The 14800-nt window shown below is 52.6% G+C and carries 15 protein-coding genes and 1 pseudogene; 4 read left to right on the forward strand and 12 right to left on the reverse strand.

What is annotated here, in order from left to right:
* Positions 1-133 precede the first annotated feature (133 nt).
* The 4 genes from ACETPC_RS20720 to sdhC are packed head-to-tail and all read right to left on the reverse strand — an operon-like array spanning position 134 to position 3366.
* The gene (locus ACETPC_RS20720) at positions 134-850 is read right to left on the reverse strand and encodes a succinate dehydrogenase iron-sulfur subunit (RefSeq protein WP_253454879.1); all 717 of its coding nucleotides are present in this window, start codon (positions 848-850) and stop codon (positions 134-136) included.
* Between the two features lie 15 nt (positions 851-865).
* Entirely contained in the window at positions 866-2632 is a 1767-nt protein-coding gene (gene sdhA, locus ACETPC_RS20725; protein WP_380184372.1) for a succinate dehydrogenase flavoprotein subunit, read from the reverse strand.
* Between the two features lie 3 nt (positions 2633-2635).
* Positions 2636-2983 (reverse strand): succinate dehydrogenase membrane anchor subunit, encoded by a 348-nt coding sequence (gene sdhD / locus ACETPC_RS20730; protein ID WP_380184373.1) that lies wholly within the window; start codon positions 2981-2983, stop codon positions 2636-2638.
* Positions 2977-3366 (reverse strand): succinate dehydrogenase cytochrome b556 subunit, encoded by a 390-nt coding sequence (gene sdhC / locus ACETPC_RS20735; protein WP_380184374.1) that lies wholly within the window; start codon positions 3364-3366, stop codon positions 2977-2979. Before sdhC ends, sdhD begins: the two co-directional genes overlap by 7 nt.
* Before the next feature lie 611 nt (positions 3367-3977).
* Here sdhC and ACETPC_RS20740 point away from each other — a divergent pair.
* Positions 3978-5258, forward strand: a complete 1281-nt coding sequence (locus tag ACETPC_RS20740) for a citrate synthase (RefSeq protein ID WP_380184375.1) — start codon at positions 3978-3980, stop codon at positions 5256-5258.
* A 238-nt stretch (positions 5259-5496) separates the two neighbouring features.
* Here the strand turns inward: ACETPC_RS20740 and ACETPC_RS20745 are convergent.
* Positions 5497-5992: pseudogene (locus ACETPC_RS20745) on the reverse strand (glutathione peroxidase).
* Between the two features lie 457 nt (positions 5993-6449).
* On the opposite strand from ACETPC_RS20745, the gene ACETPC_RS20750 reads away from it, so the two are divergent.
* Together ACETPC_RS20750 and ACETPC_RS20755 are read left to right on the forward strand one after the other, a co-directional pair.
* Positions 6450-7811, forward strand: coding sequence for a nucleotidyltransferase (locus tag ACETPC_RS20750; protein ID WP_380184376.1), 1362 nt, complete (start codon positions 6450-6452; stop codon positions 7809-7811).
* Positions 7812-7816: 5 nt separating this feature from the next.
* Positions 7817-8398 (forward strand): SLATT domain-containing protein, encoded by a 582-nt coding sequence (locus ACETPC_RS20755; protein ID WP_380184377.1) that lies wholly within the window; start codon positions 7817-7819, stop codon positions 8396-8398.
* A 325-nt stretch (positions 8399-8723) separates the two neighbouring features.
* Here ACETPC_RS20755 and nei read toward each other — a convergent pair whose 3' ends face one another.
* From nei to pxpB, 7 genes are all read right to left on the reverse strand, one after another.
* Positions 8724-9515: an endonuclease VIII gene (nei, locus tag ACETPC_RS20760; protein WP_380184378.1), complete on the reverse strand. Its 792-nt coding sequence runs from the start codon at positions 9513-9515 to the stop codon at positions 8724-8726.
* Positions 9516-9524: 9 nt separating this feature from the next.
* Positions 9525-10166 (reverse strand): pyroglutamyl-peptidase I, encoded by a 642-nt coding sequence (gene pcp, locus ACETPC_RS20765; RefSeq protein ID WP_380184379.1) that lies wholly within the window; start codon positions 10164-10166, stop codon positions 9525-9527.
* Positions 10167-10173: 7 nt separating this feature from the next.
* Positions 10174-11166: a DUF979 domain-containing protein gene (locus ACETPC_RS20770; protein WP_380184453.1), complete on the reverse strand. Its 993-nt coding sequence runs from the start codon at positions 11164-11166 to the stop codon at positions 10174-10176.
* Positions 11163-11891 (reverse strand): DUF969 domain-containing protein, encoded by a 729-nt coding sequence (locus ACETPC_RS20775; protein ID WP_380184380.1) that lies wholly within the window; start codon positions 11889-11891, stop codon positions 11163-11165. The genes ACETPC_RS20770 and ACETPC_RS20775 overlap by 4 nt, the downstream gene beginning before the upstream one ends.
* 112 nt (positions 11892-12003) lie before the next feature.
* On the reverse strand, positions 12004-12738 hold the full coding sequence (gene pxpA, locus ACETPC_RS20780; RefSeq protein ID WP_380184381.1) for a 5-oxoprolinase subunit PxpA: 735 nt from the start codon (positions 12736-12738) through the stop codon (positions 12004-12006).
* Positions 12728-13660, reverse strand: a complete 933-nt coding sequence (gene pxpC / locus ACETPC_RS20785; protein WP_380184382.1) for a 5-oxoprolinase subunit PxpC — start codon at positions 13658-13660, stop codon at positions 12728-12730. The genes pxpA and pxpC overlap by 11 nt, the downstream gene beginning before the upstream one ends.
* The gene (gene pxpB / locus ACETPC_RS20790; protein WP_380184383.1) at positions 13654-14310 is read right to left on the reverse strand and encodes a 5-oxoprolinase subunit PxpB; all 657 of its coding nucleotides are present in this window, start codon (positions 14308-14310) and stop codon (positions 13654-13656) included. Before pxpB ends, pxpC begins: the two co-directional genes overlap by 7 nt.
* 272 nt (positions 14311-14582) lie before the next feature.
* Here pxpB and ACETPC_RS20795 point away from each other — a divergent pair, with 272 nt between their 5' ends.
* Positions 14583-14789, forward strand: a complete 207-nt coding sequence (locus tag ACETPC_RS20795; RefSeq protein ID WP_380184384.1) for a hypothetical protein — start codon at positions 14583-14585, stop codon at positions 14787-14789.
* Positions 14790-14800 lie beyond the last annotated feature (11 nt).

Here is a 14800-nt window from a genome sequence, read left to right on the forward strand (position 1 = left end):
AAGCATTACGCTTTTTTGTTGCCGTGATTATGTAACGGAACAGCTAAGCCCCGCGCCGCGTCAGCGGCTTGCCCTCGGTCGCGCCTGCAGGCGCGGCCTGATAAAACAGCCGGGAGCCAGGCTCCCGGAAAATCTACGCGCTTCGCGCCAGCAGCATCGACTTGATATGGCCGATAGCGCGCGTCGGGTTCAGCCCTTTTGGACAGACGCTGACGCAGTTCATGATGCTGTGGCAGCGGAACACGCTGAAAGCATCATTAAGGTCATCCAGGCGCGCACCGGTTTCCGTATCGCGACTGTCGATCAGGAAGCGGTAGGCGGCCAACAGCCCTGCCGGACCGATAAATTTGTCCGGGTTCCACCAGAAAGATGGGCAGGAAGTAGAGCAGCAGGCGCAGAGAATACACTCGTACAGGCCGTCCAGCTTCTCGCGCTGCTCCGGCTGCTGCAGATGCTCGCGTGCCGGAGGATTTTGCCCATTATTCAACAGGTAAGGCTTAATTTTCTCATATTGAGTGTAGAACTGCCCCATGTCTACTACCAAATCGCGGATAACCGGCAATCCGGGCAGCGGACGGATAACAATTTTACGTTTTCCCGCACCCAGCGCGGAAACCGGCGTGATACAGGCCAGGCCATTTTTGCCGTTCATGTTGATGCCGTCGGAGCCGCAGACGCCTTCACGACAGGAGCGGCGGAAAGCCAGTGTCGGATCTTTTTCTTTCAGGCGGATTAAAGCGTCCAGCAGCATCATGTCGCGCCCTTCTTCCGACTCCAGGCTGTAATCCTGCATGCGCGGCGCGTCATCCACATCCGGGTTATAACGATAAACTGAAAATTCGATTCTCATCTCTTGCTCCGCAAACTAGTAGGTACGAGCTTTCGGTGGGAAAGCCGCGCGCAGTTTTGGCTCCATGTTTACCTCGCGGCGCGTCATGCTTTCGCTCTGCGGCAGGTAAACGCTGTGGCACAGCCAGTTTGCATCGTCACGATCCGGGTAATCGAAGCGGCTGTGTGCGCCACGGCTTTCCGTGCGGAAGTTTGCCGCTACGGCGGTGGCGTAGGCCGTTTCCATCAGGTTATCCAGCTCCAGGCACTCGATACGCTGGGTATTGAAGTCTGGTGAGCGGTCATCCAGGCGGGCGTTTTTCAGGCGCTCGCGCAGTACTTTCAGCTCTTCCAGGCCTTTGGCCATCGCGTCGCCTTCGCGGAATACTGAGAAGTTATTCTGCATGCAGGTTTGCAGCGCTTTACGCAGCTCGGCAGGATCTTCGCCGGTTTCGGTATTGTTCCAGCGGTTCAGACGCGCCAGCGAAGCCTCGATTTCTTCATCGGTGGCTTCCAGCAGCTCGCCCTGCTCCTGCACGGACTGCTGAAGATGCAGACCGGCTGCGCGGCCAAATACCACCAGATCCAGCAGCGAGTTACCGCCAAGACGGTTGGAACCGTGCACGGATACGCAGGCGATTTCGCCTACCGCAAACAGGCCCGGCACCACAACATCTTCGCCCTGCTCGTTAACCGTCAGCGCCTGACCGGTCACTTTGGTAGGAATACCGCCCATCATATAGTGGCAGGTTGGGATAACCGGAATCGGCTCTTTCACCGGATCGACGTGGGCGAAGGTACGGGAGAGCTCCAGGATGCCCGGCAGGCGTGCTTCCAGCACTTCACTTCCCAGATGATCAAGCTTCAGCTTGATATGCGGGCCCCACGGACCTTCGCAGCCGCGGCCTTCACGGATTTCAATCATCATTGAACGGGCAACCACGTCGCGGCCTGCCAGATCTTTCGCGTTAGGCGCGTAGCGTTCCATAAAGCGTTCGCCGTGCTTGTTCAGCAGGTAGCCGCCTTCGCCACGACAGCCTTCCGTTACCAACACGCCCGCGCCCGCGATACCGGTTGGGTGGAACTGCCACATCTCCATATCCTGTACCGGCACGCCAGCGCGCAGCGCCATGCCGACGCCGTCGCCGGTATTGATATGGGCGTTGGTGGTGGACTGATAGATACGGCCCGCGCCGCCGGTAGCCAGTACCGTGGCTTTCGCTTTAAAGTAAACGACTTCGCCATCTTCTATATTCAGCGCGGTACAGCCAACAATAGCGCCGTCGGCGTTTTTCACCAGATCCAGCGCGTACCATTCGGAGAAGATAGTGGTTTTGTTTTTCAGGTTCTGCTGATAAAGCGTATGCAGCAATGCATGGCCGGTACGGTCAGCCGCCGCTGCGGTACGCGCAGCCTGCTCGCCGCCGAAGTTTTTCGACTGGCCGCCGAACGGACGCTGATAGATGCGGCCATCGTCCAGGCGCGAGAACGGCAGGCCCATATGCTCCAGCTCCAGGATCGCTTCCGGGCCGGTTTTGCACATATATTCGATAGCGTCCTGGTCACCGATATAGTCGGAACCTTTTACCGTATCGTACATATGCCATTCCCAGTTATCGTCGTGGCTGTTACCCAGCGCGACGGTAATACCGCCCTGCGCGGAAACAGTGTGGGAACGGGTTGGAAAGACTTTAGATAACAGGGCGCAGCTCTGGCCCGACTGGGAAATCTGCAGCGCGGCACGCATGCCTGCACCACCGGCGCCGACAACAACGGCATCAAACTCTCTGACTGGCAACTTCATTTTTTACGCACCCCACACAACGACAGTTCCATAAATGGCATAGACAAACAGCGCGACGACAATCGCCATCTGCAGCAGCAGACGGGTTGCCAGATGCTTAACGTAATCGGTCAGCACCTGCCACATCCCTATCCAGCCATGCATTAAAATGGAGAACAGCGTCAGCAGCGTGAATACCTTAGTCACGGAGGAGGCAAAAAAACCGCGCCAGAGATCGTAAGTCAGCGTATCCGACATCACGATAAAGCCGAGGATGTAGAGGACGTAGAGCGTCATTACAATCGCCGAGGCGCGCACCAGCAGCCAGTCATGAACGCCATTGCGTCCCAGTGCAGAAGCGTTGCTTAACATACGAGGACTCCAGCCAGAATTGAAAGCACGACGGTGATACCAAAACAGATTTGCGCTGAACGCGTTCCCACCACCTGCGTCTCTGCCAGATAGCCAAAATCCATCAGCATATGGCGTACGCCGCCGACAATGTGGTATGCCAGCGCGGTCAGGATGCCCCACATGATGAATTTAACAAAGAAGCTCTGCATAACGGCGGACGCCTGCAGAAAGCCTTCCGGCGATGAGAGAGAGAGGCCCAGTAACCAGAGCAGTATGCCAACGGCAACAAACGTAATGACGCCGGACACGCGGTGGAGAATGGACGCGATTGCGGTAACGGGAAACCGGATCGTTGAGAGATCCAGATTGACAGGTCTTTGTTTTTTCACGGTTTTGCCCACAGAGCCTTTCTTATTTTGCTTCCTCCGGTCCTGAAGGTAACAGCCGAACACATAAGCGTTCTGACTGTGAACCGGCACCAAAACAGCAACATCCAGTGTTAATATGTGGCGCTAAAACGCTGGGTGGCTCCTGGTGTCAGGGTATTCCGGAGACCTGGCGGCAGTATAGGTCGATCACAATCCTATTACAATTCCCCTACAATCATCCGGTGGAAAAATAGGTGGAACAGTGATCTTACTCACGTTTTTCACAATTTATACAAGTTTAATTATCTGATTTGACAAAACTTCAACATTCTTGTTACAAACCCAGCACGAAAAGTTCTATGATGCACAAAAGTTATGGGGATACACTTTCACCTAATCACAAGTTATGTAACATTGGTGAACTAAACTTATAAAGCATCAGGTCAACAAGTTACGACCACACCGAATCTTTAACAATTACTGAACCAAGCCTGATTGTGTCCTTCCGGCCTGTACGCGCCGTCACTCTGTACCCTGCACGCACCAAGATGCCACAGAGTGGAGATGGTTTTTTAACCACCAGCGGTGACATAACGGCGTTTCAGCTGTCATAGATTCATCGATAAGGCGCTAAGGAGACTTAAATGGCTGATAAAAAAGCAACGCTTAACCTGCCCGGCGAAGACGCCATTGAACTTGACGTATTAAGCGGCACGTTAGGCCAGGAAGAGATTGATGTCCGTAGTCTCGGCTCTAAAGGCTATTTCACCTTTGACCCGGGTTTTACCTCCACGGCTTCCTGCGAATCCAAAATTACCTATATCGATGGCGACGAGGGCATTCTGCTGCATCGTGGCTACCCAATCGACCAGCTGGCGTTGCACTCCAACTATCTGGAAGTGTGCTATATCCTGCTGAACGGCGAAGCGCCGACCAAAGAGCAGTTTGAAGAGTTCCGCACTATCGTTACCCGCCATACCATGATCCACGAACAGATCCACCATCTGTTCCGCGGCTTCCGCCGTGATTCACATCCAATGGCGGTAATGTGTGGCGTGACCGGCGCGCTGGCGGCTTTCTATCACGATGCGATGGACGTCAATATTGAGCGTCACCGTGAAATCGCCGCTTTCCGTCTGCTTTCCAAAATGCCGACCGTGGCCGCTATGTGCTACAAATACTCTATCGGCCAGCCGTTTGTTTATCCGCGCAACGATCTTTCCTATTCCGGCAACTTCCTGAACATGATGTTCTCCACGCCTTGCGAAGAGTACGTGGTAAACCCGGTTCTTGAACGTGCGATGGATCGCATTTTGATCCTGCATGCCGACCACGAGCAGAACGCCTCGACTTCTACCGTGCGTACCGCTGGTTCTTCCGGCGCTAACCCGTTCGCCTGTATCGCCGCGGGCATCGCCTCGCTGTGGGGACCGGCACACGGCGGTGCAAACGAAGCCTGCCTGCGTATGCTGGAAGAGATCAAAACGGTTGAGCATATCCCGGAATTCCTGCGCCGTGCGAAAGACAAAAACGACTCTTTCCGCCTGATGGGCTTTGGTCACCGCGTTTATAAAAACTATGACCCACGCGCCACCGTAATGCGCGAAACCTGTCACGAAGTGCTGAAAGAGCTGGGCATGAAGGACGATCTGCTGGAAGTAGCCATGGAGCTGGAGCATATCGCCCTGAACGACCCGTACTTTATCGAGCGTAAGCTTTATCCAAACGTCGATTTCTACTCCGGCCTGATCCTGAAGGCGATGGGCATTCCTTCCTCTATGTTTACCGTTATCTTTGCGATGGCGCGTACCGTAGGCTGGATTGCGCACTGGAAAGAGATGCACGACGACGGCATTAAAATCGCCCGTCCGCGCCAGCTTTATACCGGCTACGATCAGCGCGACTTTAAATCTGCCACTAAGTAACGGGCAGAGTTTTCGCGAGAGGCGCCGCACTGCGGCGCTTTTTTTATGGCTTACGGACACTGGCCGGGCAACATATTTTATCGCTTGCGGGACAAGCGCTGGCGTGTTGCCGCTGCTATCACTATCTAATAGCGAAACTGGCCGTTCATTTAAGAACTGCAAAAGTAGCCGTTATGAGCGAGAAGAAGACGTTAATTTCGCATAGATATAACCACGCTCTAACGATGAATAATTGAAGTTATAAAAGCGCCGGGTTTTCAAGTGCAGCAATAATTGTGGCTTCTATTTTCTCTGGGGTAGCGATCGGCGCAAAACGTTTAAGTGGTTTGCCATCGCGTCCGATCAGGAACTTAGTAAAGTTCCATTTGATCCGTCCGCCGAGCACGCCAGGCAATTCATCTTTCAGGTACCAAAACACCGGGTGCGTTGACGCGCCATTGACCTCCACTTTTTCGAACATTGGGAAGCTTACCCCATAGTTAATATGGCAGGTCTGCGCGATTTCATCAGCACCGCCAGGTTCCTTGTTTACCAAACTGGTTGCAGGGAAAATCAAGCACCACCAGCCCTTGGGCAGCGTACTTTTTATAAAGGGATTCAAGGCCTGCGTACTGTGGCGTAAATCCACAATGACTGGCAGTATTGACTACGAGAACCAGCTTGCCAGCATAGTTAGCCGTAGGGTTGAGCTGACCACTCAAACTGGTGGCAGCAAGTTGATGAAAAGTGGTCATGTCGGAATCCTCAATATTACTCATATCGCAAATTTTTTGGGTAAGACAGGATAGTGACTTGTCGATCGGAATTGCACGTTCTCTATGTCGTATCTGGCACAAAGCGGACTAACCCACCGAGCTAAATTTCCGCTTTGAGCGAAAAGCGGAAGTTGGCATAGCTGTTAAAGTGAATGGTTGGTATTGCGGGGATGCTTACATCATGACCACAGTTCGTTAGATATGAACTGGTATCAGGAAGTTATGGATTATTGGTATCAAAAAAGTTTTTTAGTACAGATCATAAAATCGTATGAAAAACATACCTACTGTATTAAAATTAACCACCGCGTGCCTTAGCACAGGGAGGCACCAAGAAGGCTGATTGGGCGAAAGTAATGAAGCAGACGTAGACAATAAAGATTAATCATTGCTATCAGTGGATTATGAAATCCGTGGTCAGATAAAGGATAGTCAGATGCAAACAGCAGAGATGTTTCAAATTTTTTTGAACAATTTGAAAATTCCAGACGAACGTATGCAGGCAATTGCGACACATTATAAAAATGCCACAAGAAGACTTAACATAGAGTTTAGAGGGGTAGCAAATGGATTCAACAATCGATTGAAAGTCGGTTCAGCAGGTCGCCGAACAGCGGTTAGTAAAACATCAGACTTGGATATGCTGTATATTATGCCCGCGAGATTGTGGGAAGATTACCAATCCGGAATTAATCCACAGCGCCGTTTGCTTCGCGATGTAAAAGAAGCGTTAAAACTATCTTTTACCCAGCAAGAGATCAAGGTTGATAGATTAGTTGTGCAGATCATTTTTGACTCTTTCCATATAGAGGTGCAACCAGTCTTTGAGACTGATGAAGGGTATTTTAAATATCCTGATACTAAGGCCAACGATGGTAATGGCGGGTGGCGAATAACTAAACCTCGGATGGAAATTGCCGAGATGAGAAATTTCCGTAATAAAAAAAGTAGTAATCTTCATAATCTTTGCCGCATGTTAAGAGCTTGGAAAAATAGAAACACCGTTGATGTGGGGGGACTTCTCATTGACACATTAGCCTGGAGATTTCTGAAACAAACAGATGATTATGATAATACCGGAATGATCAGTTATGGGCTTATGTGTCGAGACTTCTTTGACTTTTTGCATCAAGAAGATGCCCATGAACATTATGCAGCGATAGGAAGTGGGCAGAGAGTTAAGGTCTATAGAAATTTTCAGCGGCAAGCAAAACGAGCCTTTAAATTATGTACAAAAGCGATTGAAGCTTATGAGAATGGCTCGATAAAGAAATGCCATGAACACTGGCGAGAAGTTTTCGGGCTAACTTTCCCTAAAGCAGTTGTAGAAATGCGTGACTCTCAGGGGTTAGAGTCAGCTAATTTCATTAATGAGTCCTATACGACTCAGACATGGCGCAATACGGAAGAGTTTACAGATGAAAAGTTTGATGATGTTGATATAAGATATCCCCTCGAAGTTAACTGCATTGTCAAAGAAAACGGGTATAGGGATCGTTCGATTAGGGCTTACCTGTCGGATATAGCTCGTTATTGGTTACCACCGAATAGAACTTTATCATTTTCGATCAACCAAGCAAGTTTGGAGCTCATTCCCGAACCTTATGATATTTACTGGAAAGTATTGAACAGAGGTCTAGAAGCTGAACAGCGTGATGAAGTTCGAGGCCAAATAGTTTTAGGTCAAGTAACTCATACTGAACATACAAAATTTAGAGGTGCTCACAAGATTTGGTGTTATATAGTTAAGAACCATATAGTAATTGCCCAAAACGTTATCGACATACCAATCGAGTAATTATTATGCAAAAAAATGACCTATTATCTCATATTGCTTCTGCTGGATATAATGTTGGATTTGGTGCTAAGAAAAATTTTGCTACATTCGATATTGTCAGCAAAATTCCTGGCTGGATTGGCATCATATCACTAGCAGTCTCTATTTTAGGCCTTTACTTGGACGAAATGAGTTCTAAGCATATTTCAGCCATTTTTATCATTTTAAGTATTGGCAGTTTGTACATCAATTTCTATGATGGTGATAAAAATAAATATGAAGAAGCAGGTAAGAAGCAAACAGCAATCTTCAGAAAGATTGAAAGATTGTATTACGATGCGAAATCAGAAAACGAACCGGATTCTGTTAAATATATTGGGCAACTTGACATTCTGATGAAAGAATTTGATGAAACCACTATCACCAAACAAATTTGTGGAAGCAATTGGTATGCTCATTATAAATTCTTTAGTGAAATGGAAAAAAGGTGGATTGAAGATCAGTTGTCATTGACTTTCTGGAAGGATAAATTTCCTAACACATTGAAAATTTTCATTCTGATAGTTTTCTGCGTCATTTTGCTTTCGATAATTTATAGGTTTAATTGATTGTCGTGATAGAGGAGTTGCACTCCTCTACCATCTCTAGGGGGTTACTGGTCCTGCTTTGCCCGCATCGGGTAATATACTGTACGTTTTCAACGTCCGCTTTGGCACAAAGCGGATATCGTAATAACTATAACTCACAGTCTCAGGCAGGCAGTGAGCAATCCCTTTCCCGGACCTGATCTGAACCCGCTTTTACCATAAGGGTTCAGACCTTCTACAACCTCTGCTAAGTAAGCCTTGAGGCAAAAGCGTTTCGGGCAAAAAACGCCCGAAATGCTTTATGCGCTACGCTTCTACTCACGGCGCAGCGAGCATCAGCGCCTGCTTATTTCTGGCAGCCCGGACACCAGTAAAAAGGTCGTGACGATAACGACGTTTTTTCAATGGTGCCGCCGCAGCGCTCGCACTTTTTCCCTGCACGATGAAAAACTTTAAAGCTGAACAGGGCGCCATGATGCTTGTTCTCTTTCGCTACGCCTCGCGTCTGGTAGGAAAGGCGCGGGATCGCCAGCAGCGCTTCCGCCAGCTTGTCCAGTTGCTCTTCGTTCAGATCCTGCGCTTTATGCTGCGGCGCCAGCCCGGCGTGCCAGAGGATTTCCACCCGCAGATAATTACCCAGACCGGCCAGAAAAGCCTGATCCAGCAGCAGGCCGCTGAACTGCCGCCGCCGGAAGCGCGTAGAGAGCAGGCGCTCTTTTACCTCGGCGACCGTCAGCGTCATATCCAGCACGTCTGGCCCAACGCGCAGCAGAAACGGATGCGCCGCCAGCGTATCCTGCGTTAGCAGTTCGATATCCGAAGCGCTGTAAAGCAGCAGGGTTTTATCCTCAGCGGCCAGCTTGACGCGCAGCACGCGATTGCTTTGCGGCTCGGTGCCGCTTTTAATTACGCGCCAGACACCGTAAAGCTGGTTATGGCTGTAGAGGATCAGGCCGTTGGAGAAATGCGTCAGAATCGCTTTTCCTCGCGTTTCTATCGCCTCTACGCGTTCGCCGATCAGCGAATTTTCATAGGTTTTCAGCTGGGGAAAAGCAAACCAGACCTCGGTCAGCGTTTTCCCCTTAATGGCTTTTTCCAGCTTGTCCGCCGCGCGGCGGATCTCAGGGCCTTCCGGCATTTTCTCTCCTTATTGCGTGGCGCCGCCTTCCAGTTTTTTATCTTCCTCTACCGTCAGCGCGATGCTCAGTGCCATTTCCAGCGCCAGCACTACCGTTTGCAGCGGCATGCTGGCCGCGCCCGGATGCTTAACCGCCTGCTGAGGCAAATAGGGCACGTGAATAAATCCGCCGCGTCCGCCCTGCTTCGCCTGCCGGTGCAGTAGCCCATACAGCACATGGTTACAAACGAAAGTACCCGCCGTTTGCGATACCGCTGCCGGAATATCTGCTTCGCGGATGCCTTCGACAATCGCTTTGATCGGCAGTGTAGCGAAGTAAGCCGCCGGGCCATCCTCAACGATGCGCACATCAATCGGCTGGTTGCCCGCGTTATCGGGAATACGCGCATCGTCAATATTTATCGCCACGCGCTCGACCGTAATATTGGGCCGTCCGTTCGCCTGGCCGACCACGATTACCAGCTCCGGCTCCAGCTCGTCCATCGCGGCATTCAGTACTTTTAGCGATTCGCCAAAAACACAGGGCAATTGCTTTGCCACTACGCGCGCGCCGCAGATCATTCTTTCGTGTAGCTGGCTTGCCGCTTCCCAGGAGGCGTTAACCAGCTCGCCTTCAAAAGGCTCAAAGGCCGCTACTAATACGTTTTTCATTCATGCCTCACCGAAACATTAAGAGCCAGAGAAGAAAAATATTAGCTATTAACAATAGCACGCCGGTCGGCACCTGGGCCTTGATCACTGCGTTGCGATCGGGCAGCTCCAGCAGCGCGGCCGGTACGATATTAAAGTTGGCCGCCATCGGCGTCATCAGCGATCCACAGTAGCCGGAGAACATGCCGATTGCCGCCATAACTGCCGGATTGCCATGATGTTGCAGTACCAGGATTGGAATGCCGATACCAGCGGTAACAATCGGGAAAGCGGCAAAAGCATTGCCCATAATCATGGTCAATAGTGCCATGCCGATAGCATAGGCCGCTACCGCGACAAAGCGGTTATCTACGGCCAGATAAGTCTCGGTCAGATGAGAGATTGCCGTGCCTACGCCAGCCGTAGTGAACAGCAAGCCCAGCGTGGCGAGGATTTGCGGCAGAATAAATGCCCAGCCGATGGCATCCAGCAGGCGACGCGCTTCCTGAACGGACTGTGCAGGGGCTTCATGCGTCATTTTCAGCGCAATCAGCCAACCCACCAGACAGCCAACCATCATGGAAAAAAGCGTCACCAGCGTGGCCTGATTGCCTTCACCAAACAGCGCCACGCGTAATCCCGGCAGGTTATTGAACAACAGCACGCCAACCACTGTAACAACGGGAATAGCCAGCGCGGGCAAAAATAGCCGGTTGCGCAGGCGTTTTGCACTTGCTTCCCGCTCTTCCGGGCTGCGCTGGTGATAGGAACCGAGCTTCACGCCACCCAGTCCGGCAATCAGCGCCATAATGACCACAACCACACCGACCGCGATATGTAGCGTACGCGCGCCGACTATCTCCGCCAGGCCGTCGCCAACCAGAAAGACCAGGCCATAGAGCGCCCAAAAAAGCCCTGTAGTCAAACGACGCGGATTGGCTTTGTCCCGCCAGGACATCACGGCGACCACCAGCAGAATCAATCCCGCCAGCCAATAAAGATATTGTTGCTGAAACATCAGTGCCCTCCTTTCGCTTGCTGCGCCTGAGCGTTCAGAGCGGAAAGCTCGGCAGCCAGTTTTTTATCCAAACGACGCAGACGGAAAGCGTGGATCAGGAAAGCGCAAACGGCGGTAGGAATGCCCCAGACGGCGATTTGCAGCGGATCGGTCTGAATGCCCGCCGACTGTTGCATAAAATTGTGCATAAAGATAATCGCGCCAAAGGCGACAAAGATATCTTCGCCAAAAAACAGCCCAACGTTATCAGTAGCGGCAGACATAGCACGCAGCCGATAGCGGACTTCATTCGGCAGCTCTCCATAACGGTTCTCAGTCGCGCCTTCCGCCATCGGGGCCAGCAGCGGCCTCACCATCTGCGGATGGCCGCCCAAACTGGTCAGCCCCATCGCTGCGGTGAGCTCACGCACCAGCAAATAAACAATCAGCAATCTTCCCGCCGTAGCGCTTTTGATCTGCGCAATCCAGGCCTGGGCGCGTTCTTTCAGCCCGTGGCGCTCCAGCAGGCCGATCACCACCAGCGGCAGTAGCAGAATTAGCGGTAGATTACGGGTGTTGAGAAAGCCCGAGCCTAATTTTTCCAGAATGTCGCCGGGCGGCATTTTCGCTGCCAGACCGGTAATTAACCCGGCAATCAGTACTACCAGCACCGGGTTAAAACGCAGCAGAAACCCGACCACAATAGCGGCGATACCCACCAGCGGCCAGAGATTAACCATATGATCCATTTATCCTCCTGATAATGGTTTTCCTGTTAGCTTTTTATGCAATTAAGGAAGAACAAGAAAGGGCCGTCACCGCGACGGCCCGTTTGACAGATGCAATTACCGGGCCAGCCAGTTAACTGCTGACTACGATATTTCGTTGGGAGAAGGCTTCCCGCAGCCGACGCGCAAAAGCCAGCGCGTGTGCGCCATCGCCGTGCAGGCAAACGGTTTCAGCGTTAACGCTGACCCATTCGCCGCTGACGGCGCGCACTTTGCCCTGCTGCACCATAGCCAGCGTTTGTTCGATAGCCAACTCGTCGCTTTCAATCAGCGCACCTGGCTGTGAACGAGGTACCAGCGAGCCATCCGCCTGATAGCCGCGATCGGCGAAGACCTCTTCTCTTGTTATTAACCCCAGGGATTTTGCGATGCGAATCGATTCGCTTCCCGCCAGACCAACCAGAATCAGCTGCGGATCGGCAGCTTTAACCGCCTGCGCGATAGCTTCCGCCAGCGCCGGTTCCTGCGCGGCCTGGTTGTAAAGCATGCCATGCGGCTTCACATGGGTAACTTTACCGCCTTCGCTTCGCGCGATAGCCTGTAGCGCGCCAATTTGATAAAGCGTCTGCGCGTAAACCGTATCGGCAGGTAGCTGCATTCGTGTGCGGCCAAAATTTTCACGGTCAGGAAAGCTGGGATGCGCCCCAATAGCTACGCCATACTCCAGCGCCCAGCGTACGCTCTGCCGCATGGTTTGCGCATCGCCCGCGTGAAAGCCACAGGCGATATTTGCTGAAGAAACCAGCTGTAGCAGCGCGCGATCGTCGCCGCAGCCTTCGCCAAGATCGGCATTTAAATCAATTTTCATGCGCTAATCCCCACGCCATTTGTTCCAGTACCCGATCCTGCTCGCGTTTAGCCTGGAGCGCCTCTTCCAGCGTGCAGTGCACAAAATGGATCGGCTCGCCCAGGCGGATCTGCGCCAGATGATAAAGATCGGCTTCGATCACGCAGGCAATACGCGGATAGCCGCCGGTCGTTTGCGCATCCGCCATCAGTACAATCGGCTGCCCATTAGGCGGAACCTGCACCACGCCCGGCATCAGGCCATGAGAAAGCATATCGCGCCCGGCGTTACGTACCAGCGCACGCCCTTGCAGGCGATAGCCCATGCGATTGCTCTGTGGGCTGAGTTGCCAGCCTGTACGCCAGAACAGCTCGCGGCTTTCGCGGCTAAATTCATGATATTCCGGCCCGGTCATGGCGCGAACGCGGTTGCCGAACAGTAGTTGGCGGACACCCGCCGGTTTATTGAAGGAGAGCGCAGGCTCGTTTAGCGGCAGCAGATCGCCCTCTTCGATACGCTTTCCGTTAAAGCCGCCCAGCCCCGTTTTTAGATCCGTGCTGCACGAGCCTAATACCGGTTCAGCGGCAAAGCCGCCATCCAGCGCCAGATAGCTGCGCATACCGCGCTGGGGCATTTTCAGCGTCAGACGTGAGCCTTTGCGCACGGCGATGCGCCAGCCTGTCCAGACCGGCCTGCCGTCCAGTTCCGCGCTACAGCTTGCGCCCGTCAGCGCCATCCAGCCGTCGCGGGTAAACTCGGCACAGAACTGGCCCAGGGTGATTTCCAGTACCGGACTGTTCCGCTCATTACCCACCAGTAAATTCGCGGTCGCCATCGCCGGATAGTCCAGTACGCCGCCGCTGCTGATGCCATATTGCCGCCAGCCGATACGACCCGCGTCCTGTAAAGTCGTGCTCATACCTGCGCGAATAATTTTTAGCATACGCCCTCCTTTTGCGGCACAAAGCGTACCCGATCGCCGGGCCGTAAAAAGGTTGGCGGTTGCCGCTCAGGCGTAAACAGTGCAATTGTCGTCTGGCCGATAAGCTGCCAGCCGCCGGGCGCCGCCAGCGGATAAACGCCGGTCTGGCTACCGCCAATGCCGACAGAACCGGCCGGCACTACCAGACGCGGCTCCGCCCGGCGAGGCGTATGCAGGCGCTCGTCCAGACCGCCCAGATAGGGGAAGCCTGGCTGAAAGCCGATAAAATAAACGGTATAGAGCCCCGCCGCATGCGCTTCGACAACCTGCTGCGGCGACAGGCCGCTATGCCGGGCCACCTCTTCCAAATCTGGCCCGGCCGTGCCGCCATAAACTACCGGGATAGCTATATCGCGCGTTTCCAGTTCCAGCGCTTCGCTTTTTTCCCACCAGCCCTGAAGCCATTCAATGGCGTCCAGCGCGTGCTGTTGCGGATTGCTTAAAACCACCGTGATGTTATTCATACCCGGAATCACTTCCGTCACTTCTGGCCGCCCTGTCAGCCGCGCTGACAGTCCCCAGATACGCTGCTGGCTGCTAAGGGAGACAGGGGGTTCCAGCTCAAGCACTACCGCGCGTTCGCCTGACAGGTAACAACGTGCTCGTTGCAAAAGGCTTCTCCCGGCCCGCCGATCGGGCCATTGATTTCCAGAAAGAAGAAATAGTTATGCGGAAATGTAAGGGAAGTGTCAATGATGGATTAGCGCCTCTGCCTTTCACCTTCTGCAACCGCAGCCTGTCTGCTTTTTGCATAATATTTCACTATCAGCAGAGCTACTTTAAGCAATATCGCCAACCTTTTTAGCGGATCTATAAGACGAAAATACCGGCCTGTCGTTACATATTGGCTACTATTACTGTTTCACCTGTAACGGAGGTTGCTATGGGCACGACATATAAAATCACTTACGAACACGAAATTGACGGGCAAACCCGCTCTGAAGAGGTGCTGCTGGAAAGCGAGGGCGAACCTTCGCAGGAAGAAGTGCACGAAGCGGTGTTACAGGATACGGCACAGCAGAACAGTCCTGGCGCTGGCGTAGACGGCGTGGCGGGATTTTCGATTATCTCTGTAGCGCCGACGCCCTGAGTTTTTCTGTC

Source organism: Pantoea sp. sgz302252 (genome assembly GCF_042610525.1).
Taxonomy (GTDB): domain Bacteria; phylum Pseudomonadota; class Gammaproteobacteria; order Enterobacterales; family Enterobacteriaceae; genus Erwinia.